This is a genomic window from Novosphingobium taihuense (assembly GCF_007830315.1).
Classification (GTDB): Bacteria; Pseudomonadota; Alphaproteobacteria; order Sphingomonadales; family Sphingomonadaceae; genus Novosphingobium; species Novosphingobium taihuense.
In genome coordinates this window covers 488,020-514,719 of record NZ_VLKJ01000001.1, presented here as the reverse complement: position 1 = coordinate 514,719, position 26,700 = coordinate 488,020, and the positions used below count along the sequence as shown (strand labels likewise).

At 64.9% G+C, this 26,700-nt stretch carries 24 protein-coding genes; 9 read left to right on the top strand and 15 right to left on the bottom strand.

The features are described 5' to 3' along the window. Window positions 1-10 precede the first annotated feature (10 nt). Genes IQ25_RS02330 through bchF form a run of 4 tightly spaced genes read right to left on the bottom strand, consistent with a single transcriptional unit; the run spans window position 11 to window position 7,015 of the window. Window positions 11-3,607, bottom strand: a complete 3,597-nt coding sequence (locus IQ25_RS02330; RefSeq protein ID WP_144901836.1) for a magnesium chelatase subunit H — start codon at window positions 3,605-3,607, stop codon at window positions 11-13. After that, on the bottom strand, window positions 3,597-5,180 hold the full coding sequence (bchB, locus tag IQ25_RS02325; protein WP_144901834.1) for a ferredoxin:protochlorophyllide reductase (ATP-dependent) subunit B: 1,584 nt from the start codon (window positions 5,178-5,180) through the stop codon (window positions 3,597-3,599). The genes IQ25_RS02330 and bchB overlap by 11 nt, the downstream gene beginning before the upstream one ends. A gap of 3 nt (window positions 5,181-5,183) precedes the next feature. Beyond that, window positions 5,184-6,479, bottom strand: a complete 1,296-nt coding sequence (locus IQ25_RS02320) for a ferredoxin:protochlorophyllide reductase (ATP-dependent) subunit N (protein WP_144901831.1) — start codon at window positions 6,477-6,479, stop codon at window positions 5,184-5,186. Further along, window positions 6,476-7,015, bottom strand: a complete 540-nt coding sequence (gene bchF / locus IQ25_RS02315; protein WP_144901829.1) for a 2-vinyl bacteriochlorophyllide hydratase — start codon at window positions 7,013-7,015, stop codon at window positions 6,476-6,478. The genes IQ25_RS02320 and bchF overlap by 4 nt, the downstream gene beginning before the upstream one ends. Window positions 7,016-7,334: 319 nt before the next feature. On the opposite strand from bchF, the gene IQ25_RS02310 reads away from it, so the two are divergent. Genes IQ25_RS02310 through IQ25_RS02280 form a run of 7 tightly spaced genes read left to right on the top strand, consistent with a single transcriptional unit; the run spans window position 7,335 to window position 13,803 of the window. After that, complete coding sequence (locus IQ25_RS02310) at window positions 7,335-8,156, top strand: cobalamin B12-binding domain-containing protein (protein ID WP_221236554.1); 822 nt, start codon at window positions 7,335-7,337, stop codon at window positions 8,154-8,156. A 12-nt stretch (window positions 8,157-8,168) separates the two neighbouring features. Then, window positions 8,169-9,590 (top strand): transcriptional regulator PpsR, encoded by a 1,422-nt coding sequence (gene ppsR, locus IQ25_RS02305; protein WP_144901827.1) that lies wholly within the window; start codon window positions 8,169-8,171, stop codon window positions 9,588-9,590. A gap of 49 nt (window positions 9,591-9,639) precedes the next feature. Continuing rightward, window positions 9,640-10,542, top strand: a complete 903-nt coding sequence (chlG, locus tag IQ25_RS02300) for a chlorophyll synthase ChlG (RefSeq protein WP_144901826.1) — start codon at window positions 9,640-9,642, stop codon at window positions 10,540-10,542. Then, on the top strand, window positions 10,542-11,855 hold the full coding sequence (locus IQ25_RS02295) for a BCD family MFS transporter (RefSeq protein ID WP_144901824.1): 1,314 nt from the start codon (window positions 10,542-10,544) through the stop codon (window positions 11,853-11,855). The genes chlG and IQ25_RS02295 overlap by 1 nt, the downstream gene beginning before the upstream one ends. After that, window positions 11,852-13,063: a geranylgeranyl diphosphate reductase gene (locus IQ25_RS02290; protein WP_144901822.1), complete on the top strand. Its 1,212-nt coding sequence runs from the start codon at window positions 11,852-11,854 to the stop codon at window positions 13,061-13,063. Before IQ25_RS02295 ends, IQ25_RS02290 begins: the two co-directional genes overlap by 4 nt. Further along, on the top strand, window positions 13,060-13,542 hold the full coding sequence (locus IQ25_RS02285) for a TspO/MBR family protein (RefSeq protein WP_144901820.1): 483 nt from the start codon (window positions 13,060-13,062) through the stop codon (window positions 13,540-13,542). Before IQ25_RS02290 ends, IQ25_RS02285 begins: the two co-directional genes overlap by 4 nt. A 9-nt stretch (window positions 13,543-13,551) precedes the next feature. Further along, window positions 13,552-13,803 carry a hypothetical protein gene (locus tag IQ25_RS02280; protein WP_144901818.1) on the top strand — a complete coding sequence of 84 codons (252 nt, stop codon included), beginning with the start codon at window positions 13,552-13,554 and terminating at the stop codon, window positions 13,801-13,803. Window positions 13,804-13,951: 148 nt separating this feature from the next. Here the strand turns inward: IQ25_RS02280 and pufC are convergent, their stop codons facing one another. From pufC to IQ25_RS02230, 10 genes are all read right to left on the bottom strand, one after another. After that, window positions 13,952-15,058, bottom strand: coding sequence for a photosynthetic reaction center cytochrome PufC (pufC, locus tag IQ25_RS02275; protein WP_144901816.1), 1,107 nt, complete (start codon window positions 15,056-15,058; stop codon window positions 13,952-13,954). Then, window positions 15,055-16,029: a photosynthetic reaction center subunit M gene (gene pufM, locus IQ25_RS02270; RefSeq protein ID WP_144901814.1), complete on the bottom strand. Its 975-nt coding sequence runs from the start codon at window positions 16,027-16,029 to the stop codon at window positions 15,055-15,057. The genes pufC and pufM overlap by 4 nt, the downstream gene beginning before the upstream one ends. Window positions 16,030-16,043: 14 nt before the next feature. Next, the gene (pufL, locus tag IQ25_RS02265) at window positions 16,044-16,868 is read right to left on the bottom strand and encodes a photosynthetic reaction center subunit L (RefSeq protein ID WP_144901812.1); all 825 of its coding nucleotides are present in this window, start codon (window positions 16,866-16,868) and stop codon (window positions 16,044-16,046) included. A gap of 135 nt (window positions 16,869-17,003) precedes the next feature. Continuing rightward, window positions 17,004-17,189: a light-harvesting antenna LH1, alpha subunit gene (pufA, locus tag IQ25_RS02260; RefSeq protein WP_144901811.1), complete on the bottom strand. Its 186-nt coding sequence runs from the start codon at window positions 17,187-17,189 to the stop codon at window positions 17,004-17,006. Window positions 17,190-17,255: 66 nt separating this feature from the next. After that, on the bottom strand, window positions 17,256-17,411 hold the full coding sequence (gene pufB / locus IQ25_RS02255) for a light-harvesting antenna LH1, beta subunit (RefSeq protein ID WP_144901809.1): 156 nt from the start codon (window positions 17,409-17,411) through the stop codon (window positions 17,256-17,258). Window positions 17,412-17,570: 159 nt separating this feature from the next. After that, window positions 17,571-19,016 carry a chlorophyllide a reductase subunit Z gene (gene bchZ, locus IQ25_RS02250; protein ID WP_144901807.1) on the bottom strand — a complete coding sequence of 482 codons (1,446 nt, stop codon included), beginning with the start codon at window positions 19,014-19,016 and terminating at the stop codon, window positions 17,571-17,573. After that, window positions 19,013-20,554 (bottom strand): chlorophyllide a reductase subunit Y, encoded by a 1,542-nt coding sequence (gene bchY / locus IQ25_RS02245; protein ID WP_144901805.1) that lies wholly within the window; start codon window positions 20,552-20,554, stop codon window positions 19,013-19,015. The genes bchZ and bchY overlap by 4 nt, the downstream gene beginning before the upstream one ends. Before the next feature lie 3 nt (window positions 20,555-20,557). Then, window positions 20,558-21,547, bottom strand: coding sequence for a chlorophyllide a reductase iron protein subunit X (locus IQ25_RS02240; protein ID WP_144901803.1), 990 nt, complete (start codon window positions 21,545-21,547; stop codon window positions 20,558-20,560). Further along, complete coding sequence (gene bchC / locus IQ25_RS02235; RefSeq protein ID WP_144901801.1) at window positions 21,544-22,524, bottom strand: chlorophyll synthesis pathway protein BchC; 981 nt, start codon at window positions 22,522-22,524, stop codon at window positions 21,544-21,546. The genes IQ25_RS02240 and bchC overlap by 4 nt, the downstream gene beginning before the upstream one ends. A 118-nt stretch (window positions 22,525-22,642) precedes the next feature. Continuing rightward, entirely contained in the window at window positions 22,643-23,770 is a 1,128-nt protein-coding gene (locus IQ25_RS02230) for a methyltransferase (RefSeq protein WP_246415393.1), read from the bottom strand. 81 nt (window positions 23,771-23,851) lie between these two features. Between IQ25_RS02230 and crtD the strand changes: the two genes are divergently transcribed. Beyond that, on the top strand, window positions 23,852-25,411 hold the full coding sequence (crtD, locus tag IQ25_RS02225) for a 1-hydroxycarotenoid 3,4-desaturase CrtD (protein WP_144901799.1): 1,560 nt from the start codon (window positions 23,852-23,854) through the stop codon (window positions 25,409-25,411). A 119-nt stretch (window positions 25,412-25,530) separates the two neighbouring features. Beyond that, window positions 25,531-26,250 (top strand): hydroxyneurosporene dehydrogenase, encoded by a 720-nt coding sequence (locus tag IQ25_RS02220; RefSeq protein WP_220094508.1) that lies wholly within the window; start codon window positions 25,531-25,533, stop codon window positions 26,248-26,250. A gap of 10 nt (window positions 26,251-26,260) precedes the next feature. On the opposite strand, the gene IQ25_RS02215 is transcribed toward IQ25_RS02220, so the two are convergent. Beyond that, the gene (locus IQ25_RS02215) at window positions 26,261-26,662 is read right to left on the bottom strand and encodes a hypothetical protein (RefSeq protein ID WP_144901797.1); all 402 of its coding nucleotides are present in this window, start codon (window positions 26,660-26,662) and stop codon (window positions 26,261-26,263) included. Between the last annotated feature and the right edge of the window lie 38 nt (window positions 26,663-26,700).

Genomic DNA, 26,700 nt, shown 5'->3' with positions numbered 1-26,700 from the left:
CACATTCTCCTTATTCGGCCGCGGTCGCGCCCGAGTAGACGCCTTCCAGGCGGTCCTCGAGTTCGTCGTTGGCGATGCGCAGGGCTTCCAGCGTTTCGTCGTCGGGCTCCCACAGGCGGCGTTCGCACGCTTCGAGCAGACGGCCGGCAACCCGTGCCGAGCTGTTGGGATTGAGCTTCGAGAGCCGCTCGCGCATGGCGGGGTCGAGCACGAAGGTCTCGCTGATCTGCTGGTAGACCCACGGCGCCACCTGGCCCGTGGTGGCCGACCAGCCCACCGTGTTGGTCACGTGCTGTTCGATGTTGCGCACGCCTTCGAAGCCATGCTTGAGCATGCCCTCGAACCACTTGGGGTTGAGCGTGCGGGTGCGCGTTTCAAGGTCGATCTGCTCGGCCAGCGTGCGCACCTTGGCATCGCCCACCGTCGCATCGACGATATAGACCGGCGCCTGGCTGCCCTTGGCCCTCGCGATCGACCGGCTCACGCCGCCCAGCCCGTCGACGTACTGGTCGAGATCGGTGATCCCCACTTCGACGCTCTCGAGGTTCTGATAGACGAAATCGACGTCCTTCAGCGCACTGCGCAGCAGATCGCGCTGCGCCACCGGAGCGCCGCGCACGCCATAGGCATAGCCCTTGCGCGTCTCGAAGGCATTGGCCAGCTCGTCCGGATCGGCCCAGACGCCGCCCTCGATCAGCTGGTTGACGTTCGCGCCATAGGCGCCTTCGGCATTGGAGAACACGCGCAGCGCTGCCGTTTCCAGATCGCAATCGTGCAGCTTCTGGTGGGCAAGGCTATGCTTGCGCACGAAATTCATTTCGAGCGGCTCGTCAGCCTGCGTGGCCAGCAATGCCGCTTCGGCCAGCATTCGCGTCTGCAGCGGCAGCAGGTCGCGGAAGATGCCCGAGAGCGTCACCACCACGTCGATGCGCGGGCGGCCAAGTTCGCCAAGCGGGATCAGTTCAGCGCCAGCAAGGCGTCCATAGCTGTCGATCCGCGGCCGCGCGCCCATCAGCGAGAGGACCTGCGCGATCTGCGAGCCTTCGCTCTTCATGTTGTCGGTGCCCCACAGCACCATCGCCAAGCTCTCGGGGAAGGGCTCGCCACTTGCGGCATGGCGGGTCAGCAGGCTTTCGGCCTGGACCCGGCCCTGCTCGCAGGCAAAGCGCGTCGGTAGGCGGAACGGGTCGAAGCCGTGGATGTTGCGCCCGGTCGGCAGGACTTCCGGGTTGGCCAGAAGATCGCCACCCGGTGCCGGACGGATGTAGCCGCCGTCCAGCGCATGGACCAGCGCGCCAAGTTCGTCGCAGGAATCGAGCGCTGCCTCGATGCCCTCGCGGCTCGCCTGCGGATCGGCATCGGCCAGCGCATCGATCATCTCGGCGCGCTCGGCTCCCGCCATCCGCTCGCCCAGCACGTGCAGACCGTGCGGGATCAGCGTGCGCTCCAGTTCATAGAGATTGGCGCTGAGGTCCGAGACGTCCTTCGCCGTGATGTCGAGCGCCGCGCACTCGTCCCAGATCAGCGTTTCCAGCGCCGCGCGCTCCGCCTCGTCGGTCGATGACCGCCAGCGCTCTACGCTCGTCTTCAGATCGACAAAGCCCTTGTAGAGCCCGGCGCGTGCCAGTGGCGGCGTCAGGTAGCTCAGCATTGTTGCCCCAGAGCGGCGCTTGGCCAGCAGGCCTTCCGACGGGTTGTTCGAGGCGAAGAGGTAGAAGTTCGGCAGGTCGCCCAGCAGGCGTTCGGGCCAGCATTTTCCGGTCAGGCCAGTCTGCTTGCCCGGCATGTATTCGAGCGCACCGTGCGTGCCGAAGTGGATCACCGCATGGGCGCCGAAGTCCTCGCGCAGCCAGCGGTAGTAGGCGGCAAAGGCATGGGTCGGGGCGAAATCGCCGTCGAACAGCAGCCGCATCGGATCGCCTTCGTAGCCGAAGGTCGGCTGCACGCCGATGAACACGTTGCCGAAATGCGCGCCCAGCACATGGATGTGCGAACCATCGCTCTGGATCTTGCCGGGAGCAGGGCCCCACTGCGCTTCGATCTCGGCGAGGTGCGGTTCACGTCGAACGTGGTCGTCGGCATCGATCCGCGCAGCAACGTTGGCATCCGAACCGAACCGCTCGGAATTGCCCTTCAAGATCGTCTCGCGAAGCGCATCGACGCTCTCGGGAACCTCGACCGCATAGCCTTCATCAGCCAGGCGGCGCAGCGTTGCATGAAGCGATTCAAACACCGCCAGGAACGCCGCTGAGCCCGTTGCCCCGGCATTTGGCGGGAAGTTGAAGATCGTGATCGCCAACTTGCGCGTGGCCCGCTCGGCCCGGCGCAGCGCCACGACCTTTACGACCTTCTCCGCCAGCGCTTCGGCCCGTTCGGGACAGGCCCGCATCGCGTTGACCGGGCCGTTGCCTTCGAATACGCACGCCCGCTCGCAACCCGCACAGGCCACGCCCGCACCGTCCGAACGTCCGCCAAACACGGTCGGCTGCGTCGCGCCGTCCAGCTCGGGGATCGAGACCATGATCGTCGATTCAAGCGCGAGCAGTCCCTGACGCCCTGCGCCCCACTGCTCCAGCGTCTGAAACTCCAGCGGATGCGCCGCGATATAGGGCACGTCGAGCCGCGTCAGCACTTCCTCGGCAGCCTTGGCATCGTTGTAGGCGGGGCCGCCGACCAGCGAGAACCCGGTCAGCGAAATTACCGCATCGACCGTGGCCTTGCCGTCCTTGATGTAGAACTTCTCGATCACCGGGCGGGAATCAAGGCCATTGGCAAAGCCGGGAATGACGCGCAGGCCTGCAGCTTCCAGCGCGGCAATCATGCCGTCGTAGTGACCGGCATCCATTGAGATCAGGTACGAGCGCAGCAGCAGCAAGCCTACCGTGCCGTTGACACCGGGCTTGGGCGGAAGCAGCCGCATGCTGTCCGAAATCTTCTGGTCCGTGCGCGGGTGATAGACGCCCAGCTCGGGATATTCGCGCGGCGCCGCCGCCTTGGTCATGCCGCGGCGGGTCAGGCGCTCGCCTGCTGCATAGCGGTCGATCAGCGCGCGCGTCATCTCCACGACGTTGTCGTCTGAGCCAGCAAGCCAGTATTGCAGCGTCAGGAAATAGGCGCGCACGTCCTGCGCGGTGCCGGGAATGAACCGCAGGATCTTCGGCAGGCGGCGCAGCATGCGCATCTGCCCCGCTCCCGAACTGGCCCCCGGCTTTCCCGACCCGCGCAGCTTTTTCAGCATGGCGAGCGGCCCCTTGGCCGGCGCGTCCATGCGGTAGCCGCCCATGCGGGTCAGCTTTACGACTTCGCCTGACGACATCAGGCAGACCATCGCGTCGCAACTCTCGCGCCGTGCTTCCAGCGTCGGCAGGATTGCGCGGATGTGATCGTCAAGGAACAGCATCGTCACGATCACGATGTCTGCTGCGGCAACCGCCGCCTTGGTCTGCGCCAGCGCATCGCCCTGCCGGTCCCAATCGGTCGCGGCGTGAAGGCTCACGGTGATGTTGTCTTCGCGCAATCGCGCATCGGCACGCTCGACGCCTGCCTTGAGGTGGTTGTCGAGCGTCACGATTGCGACGCGAACCTTGGGGGCGCGGCTACCGGGCATAATGGGCCTTCGCATCATAGAGCGTGGCCAGGTCCACCGCGCCTCGGCCCTGCGCGGTGGCAAATGCCTCGGTGTTGCGGCGGACTTTCCCGCGCACGAAGAACGGGACTTTCCTCAGTTCCTGTTCCGCTTCCGCAGTCCAGATGATCGCCAGGTCTGCTGGCCGCGCCTCAGCAAGCTCACCGTCGGAGCGGACCTCCTGAAGTGTGGTTGTGGTGCCAGCCTCACGGTCGGTGTGCCGCGCTGATCCGTGGAGGTGCGAAGGGCCTGCCGCGTCGGAAAACTCGAAGTCATCGCGGAACATCGTCAGCAGATGTTCTTCAAGGCCCATCACCAGCGGGTGGACCCAGGTGTCGAAGATCACGTTGGCGCCCTCGAAGCCCATCTGTGGACTGTGGCGGGCAGGGAAGTCCTGTACGTGCACCGGCGAGGAGATCACCGCGCAAGGAATGCCGAAGCGCTTGGCGATATGGCGTTCCATCTGCGTGCCCAGCACCAGTTCGGGCGAGGCATTGAGGATCGCATCCTCCACTTCAAGGTGATCGTCGGTGATCAGCGGTTCGACGCCATAGAGCGCAGCGGCGCGGCGCATCTCGCGCGCGAATTCGCGGTTGTAGCAACCCAGGCCGCAGATCTCGAAGCCGAGCTCCTCGTGGGCGATGCGGGCAGCGGCGATGGCATGCGTGGCATCGCCGAAGATGAAGACGCGCTTGCCGGTCAGGTAGGTCGAGTCGACCGAGCGGCTCCACCACGGCATCCGCGATTCCGCATCGGCCAGCGCAGCGCTTGGTTCTACGCCCGCCAGTGCAGAGACTTCCTCGATGAACTCGCGCGTTGCGCCAACGCCGATCGGCACGGTGCGGATCGCCGGTTGTGCCAGCGCCTGATCGAGCCAGCGCGCAGCCTCGCCACCGATCTCGGGATAGAGCACGATGTTGAAATCTGCCCGTCCCAGCGTGCGAATGTCGTCGGGCGCTGCATCGAGCGGAGCGACGCAGTTCACGTCGATCCCTAACGTTCCCAGCAGCTTGCGCACTTCAGCCACGTCATCGCGATGGCGAAAGCCCAGCGCGCAGGGACCGAGCAGGTTGACGAGCGGGCGGCGGCCTTCGCGCGGTGCAGGGCGCACATCCTTGTCGACCAGCTGGCGCACCACCCGGTAGAAAGTCTCCGCCGCGCCCCAGTTCTCCTTGCGCTGATAGCTCGGCAGTTCGAGCGGGATGACCGGGCAGGGCAGGTTCAGCGCTTCGGCAAGGCCTGCCGGATCGTCCTGGATCAGTTCGGCGGTGCAAGATGCGCCCACCAGGAGGGCCTGCGGCGTGAAGCGATCATAGGCCTGACGCGCAGCGTTTTGGAAGATCCCGGCGGTGTCCTTGCCAAGGTCGCGCGCCTGGAATGTGGTGTAGGTGACCGGCGGGCGCTTGCCTCGGCGTTCGATCATCGTGAACAGCAGGTCGGCGTAAGTATCGCCCTGCGGCGCGTGGAGCACGTAGTGCATGCCGTTCATGGCTGTTGCGACCCGCATCGCGCCAACATGTGGCGGACCTTCGTATGTCCAGACCGCCAGCTGCATGTCCTATACCCTCAATATGTCGCGACGGCGAAGCGGCCGTGCGAAGAGCTCGGCGAGATCACCCGCCTGCTCGAAGCCGTGGATCGGCGAAAAGACGAGCTCGATCGCCCACTTGGTCGAAAGCCCTTCGGCCTCCAGCGGATTGGCAAGGCCAAGGCCGCAGACCGTCAAGTCCGGCCGGTCGGCGCGTACGCGATCGAGCTGCAAATCAACGTCCTGCCCTTCGCTCAGGCGCGTGGCCGCAGGCAGCAGCGCCAGTTCGCGGGCGTTGAGTTCGCGGTTGAGATACGGCGTGCCCACTTCCACCGGCACCATGCCAAGCTCAGTCGCAAGAAAGCGTGCCAGCGGCAGTTCCAGCTGCGAATCCGGCAGGAAGGTGATGCGCTTGCCCTCAAGCCGGTCACGGCAATGGGCAATCGCGCGCTTGGCCCGCTCGCGTCCCGGCGCAACCACGCGGTTGAAGTGTATACGGTCAACGCCAAAGGCTTCGGCGGCGGCGCGCAACCAGTCGGTCGTACCTTCCGCACCGAACGGAAACAGCGCGTCAAGCCGCTTGGCCCCGCGCCGCTGCAGCGCACCGGTCGTCTCGGTCAGGAACGGCTGGGCCAGCAGAAACACCGTGTTGGGCCCGACCTTGGGCAGGTCCGCCATGCGCTTTGCCGGCAGGAAATCGACCGTGGCGATGCCAAGTTCGGTGAACAGGCGACGGAACTGGTCTTCGACGATGTCGGGCAGGGCGCCGATCACCAGCAGGTTCTGTGCCTCGGCAGCACTCGCCGCAGGCATTTCCGGAACCAGCGAGGTGAGGCACGCGTCCTCGCCCTCGGTGAAGGTCGTCTCGATCCCGCTGCCCGAATAGTTGAGGATGCGGGTGCGCCCGCCGAACTTGACGCCAAGCCGCTGCGCCGCCTTGCCAAGGTCCAGCTTGATCACTTCCGAAGGGCAGGAGCCCACGAGGAACAGCGTGCGGATTTCCGGGCGGCGGACCAGCAGGCGGTCGACAATGCGGTCGAGCTCGTCCTGGCAATCGGCCATCCCGGCAAGATCGCGCTCCTCGATGATCGCGGTGGCAAAGCGGGGCTCTGCAAAGATCATCACGCCTGCCGCCGACTGCAGCAGGTGCGCGCAGGTCCGCGATCCGACGACGAGGAAGAACGCGTCCTGCATCTTGCGATGCAGCCAGATAATCCCGGTCAGACCGCAGAACACCTCGCGCTGTCCGCGCTGGCGCAGGATCTCGGGCTGGCTGGTCGTGGCGCAGCCACTGCTCGGCGCGACAAGCGTGCTGTCCGCGCTCATGCCGAGGCTCCTTGAAAAGATGCGGAGCGCTCGGCTTCAAGCCGCGCGGCGCGCAGCTTGAGCAGGAACTGTCCAGCGTTGATGACATAGGCGGCATAGCCCGCCAGCGCGATTTCCATGCGCTGGGCAAAGCTGCCGAACTGGCCGAGCAGCATCACCATGTACGTGGCGTGCAGCGCGATCACCAGCATCGAGAACACGTCTTCCCAGAAGAACGCGCGGGCAAACAGCCACTTCCCGAACACGACCTTTTCCCAGATCGATCCGGTGATCATGATCGCAAGGAGCGTGATCGTCTTGGCCACGACCGAGACGTCTGCCGCAACGGCACCTTCACCCGTGGCAAGGCTGCGCAGCACAAGTCCGAGGCTGATCAGGAAGACGAGGAACTGGAAGGGGGCGAGGAGGCCCTGAACCAGGGTCCAGCGAGTCGCATCGCGGCGGGCACGCTCTTCAGGAGTGTAAAGCGCAGGGCGCGCGGGCCGCCTGCCGATCCCGTGATCGGCGGCTCCGGTCCTGATTGCTTCCCCTGACATCCCGCCCGATCACCTTTTCGTGGAGATTGAAGACTACGCCTCGCCGGAGAAGTGTCAACCTGTCTTGACGACAAATAAAAATGACAGATGGGGATTTGTCAGCAACACATTACAGGCGTAGGATGCCATTTCCGGACAGAGTCGGAATGATAAGCGACAGCCCGGGGGTGATATCTCTCACCCACCCAGACCGGAGGGGTCTGTCATGGCAACGCTGTATGGTACCGGATCAGCAAAGCGGACCGCGAACAATGTCCGCCCCAAGCGGGCCCGCAATCTAAGACCGGGCGGGGCCCCGAACGATCCCCAGAATTACGAAATGGCCAGTGCCGCAGTCCGGCCAACGCCGCAGGGCCAGGTCAGCAGTCTCATAGAAGAGCAGATCATCCCCCGCCTGCTGATGGCCCACTCGTCCGGCGTCGGTCGTGCACGGCCCACGGGCACGCTTTCGGTCGATCCCGCAGAAGCCGCGCGCTTCGCCTCGCTTCCCCTCGATCTCGATGCCGACGAACTTCTCGAAGTGGTCGAATCCTTCATCGAACGCGGCGTTTCGATCGAATCCATCTTCGTCGACCTTCTCGCCCCATCGGCCCGTCGTCTCGGCCAGCACTGGGAAGAGGACGAGTGCGATTTCCTCGACGTCACGATGGGTCTCTGGCGCTTGCAGGAAGTGATGCGCCAGGTTGCACTGCATTTCCCGTCGGACCACTTCGACGGGAACATATCGCGCACGGCTCTGTTCTCGCCCATGCCCGGAGACGGTCACGCCCTCGGTACCTTGATGATCGAGGAAGTATTTGCCCGGGCTGGCTGGCAGACGGAAGCTTTGATTGAGCCCAAGCGCAAGGAATTGCTGCAGATTATCGCCGAAAGGCACTTCGATGTCATAGGCTTGACCGTCAGTTGCGATTGCACTAACGGCATTTTGAGTGACCTAATTTGCGCCATCCGCAGCGTTTCGAGAGCGCCCAAGGTTCAGGTTCTTATCGGTGGACGAATGGTCAATGCCAATCCGGGACTTGTTGACGAAGTGGGTGCCGATGGCACCGCTCCCGACGCGCGCTCGGCTGTCGTGCTCGCCGAAAAGCTCGTGGCAAAGCAACTCGTCGGGTCGGCCGGTTTCGATCTCCGGCTCGGCTAACCGGCCCGGTTGATGCCAGCTCGCAACAACAGCATTGAGGGCAAGCTGCCCTTCGGCAGTGCCGACAGTCATTTTGACAAGCTCGATGCCGGTGCTGCAGCGAAGCTCGCGATGGTCGCGGGCGATCTCGCACTGATCATCGACGACACCGGCAAGATCGTCGACATCACCGCCAACCCCCGCGAATTTCCCGATGCCAAACAGTGGCTTGGCAAGGACTGGCTCGATACCGTCTCGATAGAGAGCCGTCCCAAGGTCATGGAAATGCTCGCGAACGCCCGCAAGGGCGTGACCCAGCACTGGCGTCAGGTCAACCAGGTCACCAGCGAAGGCGACGTGCCGGTTCGCTTTGTCGTGGTGAAGCTCGGGCAGGGCAGCGGCAGCATCGCCCTGGGCCGTGACATGCGCGATGCCGCCGCGCTCCAGCAGCGCGTTCTCCAGGCCCAGCAGTCGCTCGAACGCGATTACCTGCGCCTGCGCCAGCTTGAGGCGCGCTATCGCATGCTGTTCGATCAGTCGGTCGAACCCGTGCTGATCGTCGATGCCGAAACCTTCCGCATCCGCGAGGCCAATCGCGCCGCGCACCAGCTGTTCCATGCCCGCAACGGCATGCTCCAGGGCGGGAAGCTCACCGCGCTTTTCGGCCGCCCTGCGCGCGAACACCTGATCGCCTTCCTCGGTTCGGCGCTGGTTTCTCCCGGCATAATGCCGATCGAGGCCGAGCCGATCGACGGGGGCGAGCCGGTCATGCTTTCGGCCAGCGGCTTCCGCGAACGGGGTGGCCAGTTCCTGCTGGTCAGGCTTGCCGGTGCAAGCGGCACTGCCGAACACAATTCGGGGGCCACGCTTCGGGTGATCGAAGCCATGCCCGATGCGTTTGTCCTCACGGATTCGCGCATGATCATCCAGTCGGCGAACCCGGCCTTCGTCGAACTCGTTTCGGCCGCCAGTGTTGATCAGCTTCGCGGGCGTCCGCTCGGCGATTTCGTCGGCCGTCCGGGGATCGACCTTGATCTTATCGACGGCCAGCTCGCCAAGCATGACATTGCCCGCAATGTCAGCACGGTCGTCGGTGCACGCGATGGTTTCGACGGTGAACCGGTCGAACTTTCCGCCGTCCGGACCAGCGACGAACAGCCCTCCTACGGCTTCGTGATTCGCCCCATCGGCCGCCGCCTGCGTGATCTGCCTGCAACGACGGATGCCCCGCGCTCGGTCGAACAGCTTACCGAACTCGTCGGCCGCATGTCCCTGCGTGACATCGTGCGGGAATCCACCGACCTGATCGAGCGCCTGTGCATCGAAGCCGCGCTCGAATACACGTCCAACAACCGCGCTTCGGCCGCGGAAATCCTCGGCCTCAGCCGACAGAGCCTCTATTCCAAGCTGCACCGCTACGGCCTCGGAAATATGGCTGACAATCTTGACGCTTAGAGTGTCAATTTGATTTGACGCTTATGCCGCTTGGGCATAGTGTCATGGCATGGCGCGATCGGCAGTCTCGACTACGATAACGCCGCCTCCGGCGGCTCGCGACGTCTTGGAACTTCTCAAACCGATTACCTGGTTTCCGCCGATGTGGGCGCTGATGTGTGGCGTCGTGTCGTCGGGCGTCGCGCCGCTCAGCCGCTGGACTTTCCTGCTCGCGGGCATCGCACTTACGGGGCCGCTAGTCTGCGGCACCAGCCAGGCCGTAAACGACTGGTTCGATCGTCACGTCGATGCCATCAACGAGCCCAACCGCCCGATCCCCTCGGGCCGGATTGCCGGGCGATGGGGTCTGGCCATCGCGATCATCTGGACGGCGCTTTCGCTCGTCGTCGCGGCGCTCAGCGGCAAATGGGTGCTCATCGCCACGATCGTCGGTCTGCTCTGTGCCTGGGCCTATAGCGCTCCACCGTTCCGCCTGAAGACGAGTGGCTGGGTTGGCCCGGCAGTCGTCGCGCTGACGTATGAAGGGTTGAGCTGGTTCACAGGTGCCGCCGTCATGGCCGGTGCCCTGCCACCGGGCAAAGTCATCGCTGTCCTCGCGCTCTACAGCTTCGGCGCGCACGGCATCATGACGCTCAACGATTTCAAGGCCGTGGAGGGAGATCGGGCAACCGGCCTGCGCTCACTGCCGGTGGTCCTGGGTGAACGGCCCGCCGCAATTCTCGCCAGCGCAGTCATGGCCGCGCCGCAGGCAGCCGTCGTGGCGCTGATGCTGTCGTGGGGACACGTGATTTCAGGCGCGGCAGTCTGTGTCCTGCTGCTCGCGCAGCTCTGCCTGATGCCCAGGCTCGTCTCGGCTCCGGCGAAGAATGCGCCCTGGTACAACGCCACAGGCGTCTCGCTCTACGTGCTCGGCATGCTGGCGGCGGCGCTTGGGCTTGGAGGTTACATCTGATGAATGGCAGGTTCGGCTGGTGGTCGATTGTGCGGCTCGGCGCGGTGCAGGCTTCGATCGGGGCGATGGTCATGGTCGCCACTTCGTTGCTCAACCGGTTGATGGTGCTGGAATATGGCCTTGCCGCAGGCGTCCCCGCAGGCCTCGTCGCCTGGCACTACATGGTTCAGCTTTCGCGCCCGCTCTGGGGCCATGGCTCCGACCTTGGCCGCCGCCGCACACCCTTCGTGATCGGTGGCATGGCAATCCTCGGCGCAGGCACCATGCTCGCGGTGCAGGGCACGACGATGCTCGATGATTCCCGCACACTGGGTATCGCCCTTGCCGTGCTGGCCTTCAGCCTGATCGGCGCAGGCGTTGGCGCAGCAGGCACGTCCATGCTCGCCATTCTTGCTACCGGCGTTGCCCCTGAAAAGCGCGCGGCGGCGGCCGCAACCACATGGATCATGATGGTCTTCGGGATCGTCATTTCCGCCGGGACCGCCGGTGCCCTGCTCGATCCCTATTCCGAACAGCGCCTGCTCATGGTCTCGGGCGGCGTAGTCGCAGCAGCGATCACCGTCACCTGCCTCGCCATGCTCGGGCTCGAGGCAAGGGCCGGGGCCGCAATGGCACCCGAAACGCGCGAACCGCCTGCCTCCTTGCGCGAAGCCATTGCCGAGATTCTCGGCGATCCGCAGTCGCGCCGCTTCACCCTGTTCATCTTCGTCTCGATGCTGGCCTACTCGATGCAGGACCTGATCCTCGAACCATTCGCCGGCCTTGTCTTCCAGATGTCGCCCGGCCAGTCGACCAGCCTGTCCGGCGTCCAGCACGGTGGCGTTCTCGTCGGCATGATCGTCACCGGGCTTGGCGGCAGCGCCTTTGCCGGGCGCATGCCAATCGAACTGCGTGTCTGGACCATGCTCGGCTGCATCGGTTCGGCGCTCGCGCTCACCGGCCTTGCGCTTGCCGCCAAGGCAGGCCCCGGCTGGCCACTTGCCGCCAACATCGCCGCGCTCGGTTTCTTCAATGGGGCTTTCGCCGTCTCGGCCATCGGCTCGATGATGGGCCTCGCAGGTGCGGGCAAGCGCACCCGCGAAGGCGTCCGCATGGGCGTCTGGGGCACGGCACAGGCCATCGCCTTCGGACTTGGCGGGCTTACCGGCGCACTCGGCGTCGATCTGGCGCGCAGCGCCACGGGCCAAGTCACAGAATCCTTCCAGTTGATCTTCGCACTCGAGGCGAGCCTGTTCATGGTCTCGGCGGTCCTCGCAATGCGCGTGACGAACCGGCGATCCGCAGCCGCTAGATTCGGGACGGCAGGCATATGAAAGGCCAACAGGAAACGGGAACCGATTTTGACGTGGTGGTGATCGGCGGCGGGCCTTCGGGCGCCACGGCCGCGTGGGATCTGGCGCGCGTGGGCCGCAAGGTCCTGCTGCTTGACCGGGCAGGGCGGATCAAGCCCTGCGGCGGTGCCGTCCCGCCCCGCCTGCTCGAAGAGTTCGAGGTGCCGCAATCGCTCCTCGTCGCGCGTGCCCGCTCCGCCCGCATGGTCGCCCCGTCCAACCGCGCGGTCGACATGCCGGTGGGCGAGATCGGCTACGTCGGCATGGTGGACCGCGACCATTTTGACGAATGGCTCCGGGCCCGCGCCGCCAGCGCCGGGGCGGAACGCCGGACCGGCACCTATGAAGCCATCGAGCGCGACGGTCAGCATGGCGCAGTCGTCTGCTACCGCGAATCTCGGGGTGGCGAAGTGCAGAAGGTCCGCGCCCGTCTGGTCATCGGCGCAGACGGTGCCCGCTCGGGCGTCGCCCGCGAAAACATTCCGGGGGCCGAACGGAACCCTTGCGTCTTTGCCTACCATGAAGTCGTCCGCTCGCCGCAAAGCACGCCCCAGGGCTTCGACGCCACCCGCTGCGACGTCCTCTATCAGGGCAAGCTCTCGCCAGATTTCTACGCATGGGTCTTCCCCCATGGCGAGACCTCCAGCATCGGCGTCGGCAGTGCCAACAAGGGCTTCTCCCTGCGCGGTTCGGTCAAGCAGATGCGCGAGGAACTGGGTCTTGAAGGTTGCGACACGATCCGCCGTGAAGGTGCGCCGATCCCGCTCAAGCCCCTGAAGCATTGGGACAACGGCCGCGATGTACTGGTTGCGGGCGATGCCGCTGGCGTCGTCGCTCCGGCCTCGGGCGAGGGGATCTACTACGCGATGGTCTGCGGACGCATCGCCGCGCAAACCGCCGATGCCTTCATCGCCACCGGCAATCCCGTCGTGCTGAAGCAGGCGCGCAAGGCGTTTCTGCGCGAGCATGGCCGGGTGTTCTGGATTCTCGGCATCATGCAGTATTTCTGGTACTCGAGCGACAAGCGCCGCGAGCGTTTCGTTGATATGTGCGCCGACAAGGATGTCCAGAAACTGACCTGGCAGGCCTACATGAACAAGAAGCTGGTCCGAGCCAACCCGATGGCGCACGTGCGAATATTCTTCAAGGATTGCGCGCACTTGCTCGGCCTGAGGCCTGCTGCGGGATGAGCCGGGCGGCCTTTGTCCCGATCGGGATCGCCTCGCTCGCCGCCTTTGCCACCGCAATGGTCGGCGGGACGATCACCGATCTTGGTCCGTGGTACGATTCTCTGATCAAACCGGACTTCACCCCGCCGCGCCCGGTCTTCCCGATAGCCTGGACCACGATCTTCGCGCTCTGCGCTATCGCCGGCGTTGCGGCCTGGCGCGCGGCGAAGGATTCGCGCACCTCGGACACGGTGATTGGCCTCTTCGCGCTCAACGGCTTCCTCAACATATTGTGGAGCCTGCTCTTTTTCCGGATGCAGCGGCCTGATTGGGCGTTCTGGGAACTGTGCCTGCTCTGGCTCTCCATCGCCGTCCTGATCGCCTATTGCGGCCGCCTTTCTCGCTTTTCTGCAGTCCTGCTCCTGCCCTACATCGTGTGGGTAACGGTCGCAGGCGCGCTCAACTGGGAAATCGTGCGCCTCAACGCACCCTTCGGTTAGGGACCGGCATTGGAAGCGCTGTTCGCCTCAGGCCACGCGGCAGACATCGTCCTCGCCGCCCTCGCGCTCGAAGCGCTTTGGCTCTGGCGGCGCGGTTGGAAAGTTGGAGACCTCACCACGATGCTGCTTCCGGCGGCACTCATCGTTGTAGGACTTCGGGCGGCTTTGACCGGGGCGGATTGGCCATGGATATCGCTACCGATCGCGCTCTCTTTTCCGGTTCATCTCGCCGATGTGATGCGGCGCGCGCGAGCCCGTTGAACGCCTCCGTTCGCATGGGCTTCGTTCGGGGGAGTTGGCCTTCTGCCTCCGAGAGTTGCCATGGAGTCCCTATAGAGTTGGAAATCAAAAAAGGGGCCGCCGGGCATATGCCGGGCGGCCCCCTCAGGTCCCACATTTCTGCGGGGGATCAGTGCGTTGCGGTGGTCACCGCACCTGCCACGGGAGCGGCAGGCTCCGCCGGAGCAGCCGGAGCCGCCGCAGGGGCAGCCGGAACTGCTGCTGGCGTTGCAGTGGGCGAACCCCACAGCGCCGGGTAGTCCTTGGCCATCTTGTACCCGCCCATGGGCTTGCTCTTGCCCTGGTGGCAGGTGGCGCAGCTTACCTTGAACGGATCGCCCATCGGCCCCTTGCGATGCGCCGGGAAGACGTCCTTCAAGGTGCTGATATACTGGCCATTTATGTCACGAACCATGCGCAGGCCGTACCACGCCGTGGCGCGCTTGGGCGTGCTGATGTTCCACGGCTTGAACGCCTGGGCGTTGTGACAGAACGTGCAGTTCACCCCGAGCGAGGTCGAGATGTGGTTCATGAGCGCATACTGCGGCTCGGTTTCCTTGACCGACAGCTTGTTCGCCGTCGTGGGGTGCATGCCATCGGAGACAACGCGGATCGACTTGTCGGTCTTCGGATCGCCGGTGAGGTAAAGGGCCAGCGAGGCGTTGGGCAGCGACGAGTAGGCCGAGGCCGGAAGTGGCTGGTTCTGACCGTGGCGGTTACCGATGATGCCGTTCGTGCCTGGTTCCGGCAGCGCCCAGTAATTGGCCGGGATCGCGTTGCCGCGGTGGCAGGTCCAGCAGGTGACTCCCGTCGTCGCAACGTGCTTCGTCCAGTTCTGGTTGATGTTGCGCGTCATCTGCAACATCTTGCGCGCGGCGACCTTGGTGTAGATCTCGTCCGAGGCCATGTTCTCCGGATTGTGGCAGTAATTACAGCCCTTTTCCGGTGCCACCCAGGCGGTGATCGCGGCCATGGTGTAGGTGAACTGCTCTTCCGAGACATCCCCCAGCACCTGCACGTTCTGGTAGACCTCCCTGGCGCGCGGGCCCTCGGTCGAGGGGCTTTCGTAGGGCGGGGCGGGGACATCGTCCTTGGCCATGGCCACCTTCTTCAAGGTAACCGTGTCCATCCCCGTGCCCCGATGCCCGTTCTGCACCGATTGCTTCGGCCCCAGCTCGCAGCCCGACAGGGTCAGCGCGGCAGAAGCCAGAGCGGCGATTGCGATTGTCCTTTTCATTGACCCGCACTCCCCAGCGTGGCGGGATCGATGACCCCGGTATCGGGATACATCGGGGCGTAGCCGTGCTGCTGAGCCCAGAGGTACCAGTTGTCGACCACGGTGCCGGTCAGCAGGATGCCGATGCCGCCGGTCAACGTCGTCAGCACTGCGAACCACCACGCCCAGCGATGGATCGATTCCATCGTGGCGTTGAAGCCCATCGTCCAGCGCCAGAACAGCGCGGCGCGTTCCGAAGCCGTGCCGCGATCGGTGATCTGCTCGATCTCGCGCTCACCACCGTAGCGGCCGACTGCCAGGATGGTCGCACCGTGCATCGCGAAGAGCAGGGTCGAGCCATAGAGGAAGGCGATCGAGAAGGCGTGGAATGGATTGTAGAACAGGTTGCCGTAGCGGATCGAGAAGGCGGCGGTCCAATCGAGGTGCGGGAAGATGCCGAACGGCACGCTTTCTGCCCACGAGCCCATGAAGAACGGGCGGATGAAGCCGAGAACGAGGTAGAGCCAGATTGCCGAGGCGAAGGCCCATGCCACGTGCGTTCCCATGCCCAGCGCACGGGCGCGGGTGTAGGTGCGAATCCACCACAGGATGATCGAGGTCGTCAGGAAAAACCCGGCGAGGATCCACCAGCCACCCTTGGCCAGCGGCACGAAGGGGGTGAAACCGTACTCCGGTCCGGGCGGTTCGAGCGAGAGCCAGGGCAGCATGCGCACGAACTGGATCGGGTTCCAGTTGACCGAGGCGAGCATGTTGAGCCCGATGATCTCGATCGCGAAGAAGCCGAAGATCAGCGCGAATACGCCGGTCCAGCCGAGGTAGACCGGGCCGATCTGCGCATGGCCGATTATGCCCATGAGGTGGTTGAAGGAACCCTTTCCGATCCGCGGCTCGCTGCCGGGAGGAAGGTCGATCCCTGCTTCGGGGTGCCCACGAAGCTGGACCTGGGTGAAAATGTTCTGATAGGTCGCCATCGCTCAGTGCTCCTTCACGACCAGATCGGCAGGTTGAGCCACCAGGTCCACCATTCGGGCCAGCCCTTGGTCCACAGGGGCCCGCTGATCACGATGCACACTGCGCTCCAGAAACCGGCGTTCATCGCCAGCAACAGGCCGACACGGTGAATGCCGAGCGTGCCGACCGAATAGCCGATGAGATCGCGGAAGAAGGTGTCCTCGTACTCGGGCGACTTCACTTCGCCGCCGGCTGGCGGGTTCACCGCCGAGAGGACCAGAGCGCCGTGCAGCGCCAGGGCCAGTGCCGTGGTAAAGAAGAACGAGACCGCGAGCATGTGTGCCGGATTGTAGTGGAAGTGCAGGTACTGGTATCCCGTGTTGGAAACCCAATCGAGGTGACTGAATATTCCGTATGGGAAGCCGAAGTGCCATCCGCCCAGAAGGACGGGGCGGATCACCACCAGCGTGAAGTAGGCGAAGATCGCCATGCTGAACGCGGCAGGGACATGGTAGCCCATGCCGAGCTTGCGGCAGATCTCGACTTCACGAAGCGCCCAGCTGCTGAACGAGACGAGCGCGCAGACCGTGATGATCTGCCAAAACCCGCCTTGCGCCAGCGGTGCCAGACCGAGGCCGTACTTGAGATCGGGCGGCTCGATCGAGATCAGCCACGGGTTCCACGTCGGCCCTTGCGAGGCTGCATAGAAAATGAGGGCGGTGCCCAGTGACGCGAAGATCGCGGTCACCACACCGAAGAAACCGACGTAGAACGGACCCACCCAGAAATCGAACAGGTCGCCGCCGATCAACGTGCCACCGCGAACGCGGTATTTTCGTTCGAAACTAAGGAGTGCCATGGTTCTACCCCTCCCCGCCGCGGCGCGACGGGCTTGATTGTTCCCACCCCACCTTTGCTGACGGGGTCAGTTGTTGGCTCTTGCAGCCACCGGAGGCGGCGACGGGAGCGCCGCCGCCTCTCGCACAGGCTGTAATCAGGACGCCGGCGGCGCCGCTGCTGCTGCCTGTGCCATGCCCTGGGCCGAATTCGGGCCGTCGAGCCAGTTGAAGGTATCGGTGCTGAGCAGGATGAAGTGAATCACCAGCGCGAGCACGAAAAGGAACGCGAACAGTGCAACGAGTGCCCTGCGCGGATCGAAAATGAGCCAAATCCTCCACATGGTCTTAGTCCTTGTGCAAGTTAATCAGATTTCCACCCACCGTACGCCGGTCGGTGGAGAGGTGTGTCAGAGCCAGGGCTTCCACATCCAGACGAGGACGTGTGCGACCACTGCGACGGCGGTGAAGCCGACGAAGCTGCTCACGAACAGTTTGTGGAATTCCTTTGCTTCCTCAGGCGTGAGGTAGGTCCTCAGCCCGAAGCGATCGTCTTGATCACTCATTGCCCAATCTCCAGTCGTTGTTGGTGTGCGAGAGGCGGAAGACCTCTTTCGGTATCCACGCAGGGAGACCTGCGGGGATGGGGGTGCGCGGCGACCGGAGATCGGTTACCGAGCAATCGGTTGCGCCTGCCGAAGCGGCGGAAAGGTGAGTGGCGCCGGTCATGCGACCTGCGCCTCGAGCATCGCGTCGGCCAGCCTGTCCGCATTGACGCGGGACTCCCCGTGGGCGCGCGCGGCGCGTTCTGCAGCATCGCGCAGGCGCTTGGCGGCGGAAATGCGCACCAGTACCGGTTGAGCCTCGACGATCTGGTCGAGCCGGGTCTTGGCGTCCTCGTCCCACGGCAGTTCGCGATGGTCGCGCGCGGGCGTGGCCTCGACCTGATCGAGCTGGGTCGAGAGCGGGATGATGTTGAACAGCGCGTCAAACAGCGCGTTGCACACTTCCTGGACGAGGTAGGTTGCCCCGGAGTAGCCCATGAATGGCGTGCCGATGTGACGGCGGATCGCAGCGCCGGGGAAGCTTGCCGGGATGTAGATCGACCGCCCGCCCTTTTCGGCGTTGTACATGCGTTCGTTATAGCTGCCGAACAGCACCAGCGGGGGCGTGGCGTGGATGGCCGCGCGCACGTCCTCGTTCCTGGGCTTCACCCCGGCACGGCGCGAGAACGCGAACGTGCAGGGCAGGCCCATGTCGTCTTCCAAAAACTTGCGGATGCCCCGTGCGTAGGTCTCGTTCGCGACGATGCCGAAGCTGGCGGTGGCGAAGAAATCCTGCGTGACCGAGCGCCACAGGTCCCAAAGCGGCTTGATCGTGGTGTGCTTCTCGCGCTCGATGAACGGTTCGGGATCGAGCCCGAGTTCGGCGGCGAGCGCGCGCAGGAATTTCGTCGTGCTGTCGAGCCCGATGGGCGCCTGGAAATAAGGCCGCTCCATCAACTCGCACAAGTTGCGGCCGAATTCGCGGTACATGCAGACGTTGGCCTGTGCATCGGCAAGCTTGCGCACGTCGGCCAGATGGCTGCCCAGCGGGAAGGCCATGTTGACCTCTGCACCGATGCCCTCAATCAGGCGACGGATCTCGTGCAGGTCGCTCGCCATGTTGAACATGCCGTAGGATGGCCCGAGGATGTTGACCTTGGGCTTCTCGCCGTCCTTCAGCGGCTTGACCGCAGGGACGGTCTTCGGCCCGAATTCAGACCACAGCCAGCTTAGCGCACGGTCGGCGCATTGCCACTGGTCCTCGTCGATCGTGCGCGGCAGGAAGCGCTTGATGTTCGTGCCCTGCGGCGTGACGCCGCCGCCGATCATCTCGGAAATCGAACCGGTGACGACAACGGCCGGAAGTTCGGGATCGAGCGTCTTCCACGCCCGCTTCATCGCGGCTTCTGTGCCGGTCTTGCCCAGCTCTTCTTCGCCGAGGCCGGTTACGACGATGGGCAGTTCGTGCGGCGGAAGGCCATCGGTATAGTGCAGGACCGAGGTGACTGGCAGGTTTTCGCAACCCACCGGGCCGTCGATGATCACCTGCAGACCCTTGATCGCGGTGAAGACATAGACTGCGCCCCAGTAGCCGCCGGCCCTGTCGTGATCGAGAACCAGCGTCATGAGCCGACTGCCTCCGCCGCTTTGCGCGCGGCTTCGTTGAGCGCGGCGTACTTCTTCTTGAACAGCGGGCGGTCCTGCGGGGTTTCTTCCCACACGCCTGCGTTGGGGCCGGTGCCGACGCCTTCGAAGAACGCGCTCATCTTGTCGAACCGTGCCTTGTTACCCATCGCCGCGTTGACGACCTGGGCAAGGCTGCCAGCCCCTGCGACGCCCATCAGCGGGCGCGCGGAGATCAGATTGGTGAAATAGAGCGCCGGGATCGCGCGTTGCTTGGCGTGCTGGACCACCGGGGTTGTGCCGATGGCGAGATCGGGACGGAATTCCTCGACTGCGGCGATATCCTGTTCGAGGCTGGCGCGGAATTGCACGCGGACACCGCGCGCTTCGAGCCATTCGCGATCGGGATCGGACCAGCGTGTGCGCGGGCAGGCGCTGCCGACATAGGGCACATCGGCTCCGCTTTCGATCAGCAGGCGGGCGACCAGCAGTTCCGAGCCTTCATAGCCCGAGACGGTGATGCGGCCCTTGATCGGGTTGGCGGCAAGCGCGGCCCGGATCATCGGCACGGAGCGGTCCTTGGCGATGTCGACCTGTGCTTGGCTCACGTTGCAGGCGGCACCAATGGCATCGAGCCACGCTGCGGTGCCTTCCGCGCCGACCGGGGCCGAGCCGACGACCGTGCGCCCGGCATGCTCGAATTCACGGACGCTAGCGGTGTAGAATGGGTGGATTGCGGCGACGACGGCGCAATCGAGCGCGGCATAGAGTTCGCGCCACTCGCGGGTGGGCACGACCGGTCCGGCAGCAAGGCCCAATGGTTCGAGCATCATGCCGATGCCCACGGGGTCCGCCGGGAACATCTCGCCCAGCAGGGTGACAGTGGGCTTGTCCGATCGGATTGCAGGGGCCGCGACGGGGCCTTGGACCACTTCCTCGCGCGCATAGGCGAGCATGGCGCCTGCCAGAACGTCCTTCGCCTCGGCATGGGTCGGGATTCCGAAGCCCGGCACGTCGATGCCGATGATGCGCACGCCGTTGATCTGCTTCTTCAGCAGGCGCAGCGGCACGCCGCTGGCAGTTGGCACGCACAGGTTGGTGACGACTATGGCGTCGTAACTTGCCGGATCGGCAAGGCCCTCGACGGCCTCCTTGATGTCCTCGAACAGCTTGCCGGTGACGAGCGTTTCGGAACTGAACGGCACGTAGCCGACGGTGCGGCGCGCGCCATAGAAGTGCGAGGTGAAGGTCAGGCCATAGACGCAGCAGGCCGAGCCCGAGAGTACCGTGGCGGTGCGGCGCATCCGGAGCCCGACGCGCAGCGAACCGAATGCGGGGCACATGCTCTGCGGCTGGTCATGCGGGCCGACGGGGTAATCGGCGGCATAGCGTTCCAGCAGTTCCGAGCCCTGTGCCTTGTTGGTAGCTTCGCGCAGGGTTTCGGCGCCGGCATGGCAGCCGCCGCCTTCCACCGGCGGATCGAGATCGATCCGGTCGGGCTGTCGCGAGAAGTCCATCGCGTCGGTGGCGAGGTCGGTCATGCCCTAGACCTCATCATAAACCACCTCGAGCGAGGGCTTCTTCTCAAATGTTCCGCCGCGCATGTCAGCCTGTGTCGCCGGGACAAGTTCTACGTTGCCGCCAGTGTCTTCGGGGGAGAAGAGGCCGAGCAGTCCATCCTGGTCGAGGGGCCTGGGCTGCCGCGGCGGGGCCGACGCAACATTGGCGGCAAGCTCTGCGAAGAGACTGCCCCATTGCCCGTCGGGCCTGCCGATAATCTGGTAGTTTGCCGATTTCCGGCGGATGTCCTCGTCTGCCGGGATGGCGCAGAGGACCGGGATGTCGACCGCTGCGGCAAAGGCCTTGGCTTCGCCCGTGCCGTCGTCCTTGTTGACGATCATGCCGGCAACGCCGACGTTCCCGCCCATCTTGCGGAAGTATTCCACCGCCTTGCAGACGTTGTTGGCGACATAGAGCGACTGCAGGTCGTTCGAGCCGACGACGATGACCTTCTGGCACATGTCGCGGGCGATCGGCAGGCCGAAGCCGCCGCAGACCACGTCGCCGAGGAAGTCGAGCAGGACGTAATCGAAGCCCCAGTCATGGAAGCCAAGCTTTTCGAGCAGTTCGAAGCCGTGGATGATCCCGCGCCCGCCGCAGCCGCGACCGACTTCGGGGCCGCCGAGCTCCATTGCGAACACGCCGTCACGCTGGAAGCAGACGTCCTCAATCCGCACTTCCTCTCCGGCAAGCTTCTTGGCCGAGGAGGTCTCGATGATCGTGGGGCAGGCCTTGCCGGCGAAGAGCAGGCTGGTGGTATCGGACTTGGGATCGCAACCGATCAGCAGTACGCGCTTGCCCTGCTGGGCCATCATGTAGCTGAGGTTGGAGAGGGCGAAGCTCTTGCCCGAGCCCCCCTTGCCGTAGATCGCGATGATCTGCGTTTCCTTCTTGACCTCACCAGTGTGCGGGGCGTCGGGCTCGATCGCGGCTTCATCGCGCAGAGCAGCGGCATGTGTATCCAGCATCGTCATGCGCAATCGCTCCAGTCGAGGACCATCTTGAGGCAGTCGGGATCGAGGAAGGCTTCCGGATAGGCATCCGGGGCTTCCTCGGCCGGGCGCTGGTGCGAGACCAGTCCGGTGAGATCGAGCGCGCCGCTTTCGATCAGGGCGCGGGTAGCGGCGAGATCGTCGGGCCCCCATTCGGCGGCAACGCGGAACCGGGCCTCGGCACGGAAAGCTGGCGCGAAGGCGAAGCTCGGGCGATTGGCGTAGAAGCCCGCCAGCACGATCTCGCCACCACGACGCAGACGCGGGACGAGCAGGTCGAGGCAATCGGCATCGCCGCTGGCATCGTAGATGTTGGCGTAATCGCGGCGGTCATCGTCCTTGGGGGCGATGACGCTGTAGCCTTGCGCGCCGGTTCGGCGGGCTGGCTTGTTGTCCCAGACGACGGGCGGGGGCGCACCGGCGGCAATGGTCATCCGCGCCATAAGGCGTCCTAGCGTGCCGTGGCCGACGATCAGATCGGGCGGTTCCCCCCCGTTCATCGCGTGGAGCGCGGTGGCTGCCAGCGCGAACAGCACACCGTCGCGGCCGAGCGACTCGGAAACCGGAAGGGCGCGGGCGGATGGCACGATGACCCGGCGGGCGGTACCGCCGAACAGGCCGCGTGCATCGCGGTAGCATGTGGCGCCGGGCACGAAGACCCAGTCTCCGATGCGGCCTGACGCCTCATCACCTGCATCGATGATCCGGCCGAGCGATTCATATCCGGGCACAAGCGGGTAGCCCATGCCAGGGAAGTTCGGCATCTCGCCGCTCCAGAGAAGCTTTTCTGTTCCGGCGCTTACGCCGCTCCACTGGACTTCGATGAGAACGTCGGAAGCGGCGAGGTGGCACTGCGCGGAGTCAGCGGCTGAGCTGCCGTTGGCCTGTCCCGGAGTCAGGGCAAGACTGCGAAGCGCTATGCGCCTTGGAGCTTCCAGTATGACCGCCAGCGACTCCATGCCGGTCTTCCCCTCTCTGGCCGTTTGGCCAAGCCGCAGGTCCCGAATGGGCCTGTCTGGCATGGTTCACCATACGCTAACGCAAAAGAGTGTCAAACAGATTGGACGGTTAAAGATGTCAATATGAACAGACAATGACGCTAGTGATGACCGGCATCGCGGTGCGAAGCGATTGCGAACGGGTGAAGCCCGCCTCCCGCGCCATCGCCGCGTACTCGCTTGCCGTTCGCGGGCGACCCGAGTTCATTGCCCAGAGATACAAGCCGAAATAGGCATCGCCCATCGCACGCGCGCCGCGCACGCCGGCCATCGGTTCGGCGATCACCAGGCGGCCGCCAGGGGGCAGCGCCTCGCGCGCCGACCGCAGGATCTGCATGCAGCGATCGTCGTCGTGATCGTGGAGTATCCGTACGAGAGTCATGCAATCGTACCCTTGCGGGAACGGCGTTGCGAAGAAATCGCCGGGATGGAGTGCGACTCGGGCGGGCAGGGAGGCAGCGCCCGACAATACCGGTGGCAGATCGAAGATGCCCAGTTCGAGCGCGGGGCAAGCGGGGGCCAGTGCCTTGATGAAGGCGCCATGGCCGCCACCCAGATCAAGCAATCGCCTGTGGCGGTCAAAAGGGTAGGCGGCCATCGCCTCGCGCGCGACCATCTCCTGCGACGTTGCCATGAGGTGCGAATAGCGGGTTGCAGTTTCTCCTTCTGCCTCCGTGGCATAGTGCCAGAACGTCGACAGGGCCGTGGGTTCCGAACGGTCCTTGCGGAGCAGCGCGATCGGGTCGGCAAGGTCTGCGTAGAGCAGGGTGTGATGGCGCACCATGGCGAGCGCCCCGGCGTTGGACTGCAGCGCCGCGCCCTGTTGCCCAAGCATCCAGCAGCCGGGCGCAACCTCTTCGGCAAGGTCCAGCGCGGCGGCGGCGCGTGCGAGTCGCGTGGCGGCATCGCGGCTGAGGCCAGTTGATCGGGCGATTGCGTCGGCATCGCAGGGGCCTTTCGCAAGCAGGTCCAACAGACCCGTCTGGACCGCCCCCATTAGCACTTGCGAGTAGCAGAACCCGGCTACCAGATCGAAGGCGCGGGCCGCGCGATGGCGCGAAACCGTCGCGAAAACAGGCAGGCGCGCTGCCCAGTGCTGAAAGGTGCGGCTGCCAAGGACACGGTTGCGCCACATCGTCCAGCGACGTCGCCATTCGGGTGGACTGCGGGCGGGTGTCGCGTCCGGAAAGGGCATCGCGTCAGGCATGTGTCCATTTGATTGGACATTTATATTGTAAAGGTCAATTGTGTTCACCGACGAAGGACACCTTCGTGAGAGGAGCAGGCCTTGGCATCGCGGGTAGCGATCATCGGCGCAGGCATCGGTGGCCTCGCAGCGGCAGCGCTGCTGGCTGCGCGGGGGCTCGACGTCACCGTGGTCGAGAAGGCCTCGCACCCCGGCGGCAAGGCGCGGCAACTGATCGTTGACGGGGCATCGATCGATGCAGGACCGACGGTGTTCACCTTGCGCGACGTCTTCGAAGACCTGTTCCGCGAATGTGGTGCTGAGTTCGCCGACTTCGTCGATATCCGCCAGGCCGATACGATTGCGAGCCATTCCTGGGCGGCAGGGGGCAAGCTCGATCTCTATGCCGACCCGCAGCGCAGTGAGGAGGCGATCGGCCAGTTTGCTGGAGCCGCTGCCGCCAGAGGCTACCGCACATTTCGCGCCGAGGCCGCTCGCATCCACCGGATAATCGACCGACCCATGATGCGCGGCAGCAAGGTCTCATGGCCGCTGCCGCTGATGTGGCGCATCGGGCTGTGGCGCATGGGCGACCTGCTTGCGATCCGCCCCTATGAATCGATGTGGAAGGTGCTGGGCGAGCACTTCGCCGACCAGCGCCTGCGTCAACTGTTTGCCCGCTATTCCACTTATTGCGGTTCGTCGCCGTTCGAGACGCCTGCCACTCTCATGCTCGTCGCCCATGTCGAGGCGCAGGGCGTCTGGCTGATCGATGGGGGGATGAGCGCGCTGGCAGGAGCCCTGATGCGGCTGGCGCAGATGCATGGCGCAAGGTTCCGGTTCGGCACTGGCGCGGCGCTGATCGAGACCGCGCAGGGCCGCGCGTCGGGACTTATCCTGAGTACGGGCGAAAGGATTGCCGCCGACGCGGTCATCGCCAACGCCGATCCCGCCGCGCTGGCCGCCGGTCGCTTCGGACCACTGGGCGCGATGGCGGTGAGCGCGCATGCCCCGCACAAGCGTTCGCTCTCGGCCATGGTCTGGCTTGCCCATGCGCGGACGTCGGGCTTTCCGCTCAAGCGCCACAACGTGTTCTTCTCGCCTGACTATGCGCGGGAGTTTGCCGACATTCGCGGCGGCGCGGCGCCGACCGATCCTAGCGTCTATGTCTGCGCGCAGGACCGCGAGGGCGGCGCGCAGGTGCAGTCCGGCACGCGCGAGCGGTTGCAGATCATCGTCAATGCCCCCGCCAACGGCGACAGCCACGACTATACCGAGAAGGAGAAGGCGCAATGCACTCTGGCCATGAGGCGCAGCCTGCAGCGTTGTGGACTGGAACTGGAGGAGGAATTTCCACACACGCTGCTGACGCCGAACGCCTTCGAGAGCTTTTTGCCCTCGACCGGGGGAGCGATCTATGGTCGGGCCTCGCACGGCTGGGCGGCGTCCTTCCTCCGGCAGGGCACGCGGACCCGGATCCCTGGGCTCTACTGCGCGGGTGGAAGTACCCATCCGGGGGCCGGGATCCCGATGGCCGCCTTGTCCGGGCGGCTGGCGATGGATGCAGTGCTGCAAGACCTCGCTTCGATGCGGCGATCCCACCCGGTGGCTATGGCTGGTGGTATGTCGATGCAATCAGCGAGTGCGGACGCCATGGGCTGACGATCATCGCCTTCATCGGCAGCGTCTTTTCACCATATTACAAGAAGAGCGGCCGGCCCGATCCGCTCAATCACTGCGCGCTCAATGTCGCGCTATACGGCCCCGGTGCGCGCTGGACGATGACCGAGCGCGGGCGCGGCCATGTGGCGCGCGATGCCGACAATCTCCAGATCGGCCCGAGCGCAGTGCGCTGGACCGGCATTGCGCTGGAAATCGACATCGAGGAGCAGGACAAGCGCGTCGGCGTGCCATGGCAGCGGCGCGTTGCGGGGAAGGTCCGCGTCCATCCCGAAGCGATGAACGACCGCGCCTTCGCTCTCGACCCAGAGGGCTGCCACCGCTGGCACTGCCTTGCCCCGCGTGCGCGGATCGAGGTGGTGATGGAAAAGCCGGGGCTCAAGTGGAAGGGCAGTGCCTATCTCGATTCCAACTTCGGCTCGGAATCGCTCGAGGAAGGCTTCCGGGTCTGGCACTGGTCCCGCGCGCATGGGCGACGGGATTCGACCGTGTGTTATGAGGGCATCCGGCGGAACGGGCAGGCCTTCGCCAGCGCGCTTCGCTTCGGTGCTGATGGCGTGCCGCACGAGGAGGAAGTCCTGCCTCCCGTTGCGCCGTTGCCCAATACCCTGTGGCAGATGGAGCGCAAGACGCGCGCCGACCGAGGCCATGCCAGCGTGATCCGCACGTGGGAGGACGCGCCGTTCTACGCCCGCTCGACGCTGGCCTCGCGCCTGTTTGGCGAGCCGGTGATCGCAGTGCAGGAAAGCCTCGACCTCGACCGCTTTGCGTCGCCGGTCGTGCAATTCATGCTGCCCTACCGCATTCCACGGGTCGGATAGCGCACGGGATTCAGTTCGGAGCGATGGCCGGAGGTCCGATGCGGATCGCTGAGTAATCAGCTTCGGCCTGCTGCATCTTGGCCGAGCCGCTGGAAACGAGGGTTTCGCCGCGCATGCGGTCGGACTGCGCGGTGGCGATCTTGGCCTGGGCCTTTTCCATTGCGGCCTGCGCGTCCCTCAGGTCCTTTTCGCCATCGGCAAGACGGTCGGTGCTGCGCTTGACGAGCTTTTGACCGTCGCTCTGGTCGCGCTGACCTTCGTTCCAGGCCTTGCCGCGATCGGATATGGCACTGTCACGGTCGGAAATGCGCTGGCCCGCGCTCTTGCTGGGTGATCCACTGGTGGAGCAGCCTGCGAGGGCAACGGCAGCGATGAGCGGGAGCGAAAGTCTGGCGGTGACGGTAATCGGCATGTCGTGACCTTCCGGGACGTTACGCGTTCGCCAAAGCG

Excerpts from the sequence above, each read along its gene's own strand:
- IQ25_RS02330 (WP_144901836.1), bottom strand. The coding sequence starts at position 3,607 with ATGCCCGGTAGCCGCGCCCCCAAGGTTCGCGTCGCAATCGTGACGCTC.
- bchB (WP_144901834.1), bottom strand. The coding sequence starts at position 5,180 with ATGCAGCTGGCGGTCTGGACATACGAAGGTCCGCCACATGTTGGCGCG.
- IQ25_RS02320 (WP_144901831.1), bottom strand. The coding sequence starts at position 6,479 with ATGAGCGCGGACAGCACGCTTGTCGCGCCGAGCAGTGGCTGCGCCACG.
- bchF (WP_144901829.1), bottom strand. The coding sequence starts at position 7,015 with ATGTCAGGGGAAGCAATCAGGACCGGAGCCGCCGATCACGGGATCGGC.
- IQ25_RS02310 (WP_221236554.1), top strand. The coding sequence starts at position 7,335 with ATGGCCAGTGCCGCAGTCCGGCCAACGCCGCAGGGCCAGGTCAGCAGT.
- ppsR (WP_144901827.1), top strand. The coding sequence starts at position 8,169 with ATGCCAGCTCGCAACAACAGCATTGAGGGCAAGCTGCCCTTCGGCAGT.
- chlG (WP_144901826.1), top strand. The coding sequence starts at position 9,640 with ATGGCGCGATCGGCAGTCTCGACTACGATAACGCCGCCTCCGGCGGCT.
- IQ25_RS02295 (WP_144901824.1), top strand. The coding sequence starts at position 10,542 with ATGAATGGCAGGTTCGGCTGGTGGTCGATTGTGCGGCTCGGCGCGGTG.
- IQ25_RS02290 (WP_144901822.1), top strand. The coding sequence starts at position 11,852 with ATGAAAGGCCAACAGGAAACGGGAACCGATTTTGACGTGGTGGTGATC.
- IQ25_RS02285 (WP_144901820.1), top strand. The coding sequence starts at position 13,060 with ATGAGCCGGGCGGCCTTTGTCCCGATCGGGATCGCCTCGCTCGCCGCC.
- pufC (WP_144901816.1), bottom strand. The coding sequence starts at position 15,058 with ATGAAAAGGACAATCGCAATCGCCGCTCTGGCTTCTGCCGCGCTGACC.
- pufM (WP_144901814.1), bottom strand. The coding sequence starts at position 16,029 with ATGGCGACCTATCAGAACATTTTCACCCAGGTCCAGCTTCGTGGGCAC.
- pufL (WP_144901812.1), bottom strand. The coding sequence starts at position 16,868 with ATGGCACTCCTTAGTTTCGAACGAAAATACCGCGTTCGCGGTGGCACG.
- pufA (WP_144901811.1), bottom strand. The coding sequence starts at position 17,189 with ATGTGGAGGATTTGGCTCATTTTCGATCCGCGCAGGGCACTCGTTGCA.
- pufB (WP_144901809.1), bottom strand. The coding sequence starts at position 17,411 with ATGAGTGATCAAGACGATCGCTTCGGGCTGAGGACCTACCTCACGCCT.
- bchZ (WP_144901807.1), bottom strand. The coding sequence starts at position 19,016 with ATGACGCTGGTTCTCGATCACGACAGGGCCGGCGGCTACTGGGGCGCA.
- bchY (WP_144901805.1), bottom strand. The coding sequence starts at position 20,554 with ATGACCGACCTCGCCACCGACGCGATGGACTTCTCGCGACAGCCCGAC.
- IQ25_RS02240 (WP_144901803.1), bottom strand. The coding sequence starts at position 21,547 with ATGACGATGCTGGATACACATGCCGCTGCTCTGCGCGATGAAGCCGCG.
- bchC (WP_144901801.1), bottom strand. The coding sequence starts at position 22,524 with ATGGAGTCGCTGGCGGTCATACTGGAAGCTCCAAGGCGCATAGCGCTT.
- IQ25_RS02230 (WP_246415393.1), bottom strand. The coding sequence starts at position 23,770 with ATGCCTGACGCGATGCCCTTTCCGGACGCGACACCCGCCCGCAGTCCA.
- IQ25_RS02220 (WP_220094508.1), top strand. The coding sequence starts at position 25,531 with ATGACCGAGCGCGGGCGCGGCCATGTGGCGCGCGATGCCGACAATCTC.
- IQ25_RS02215 (WP_144901797.1), bottom strand. The coding sequence starts at position 26,662 with ATGCCGATTACCGTCACCGCCAGACTTTCGCTCCCGCTCATCGCTGCC.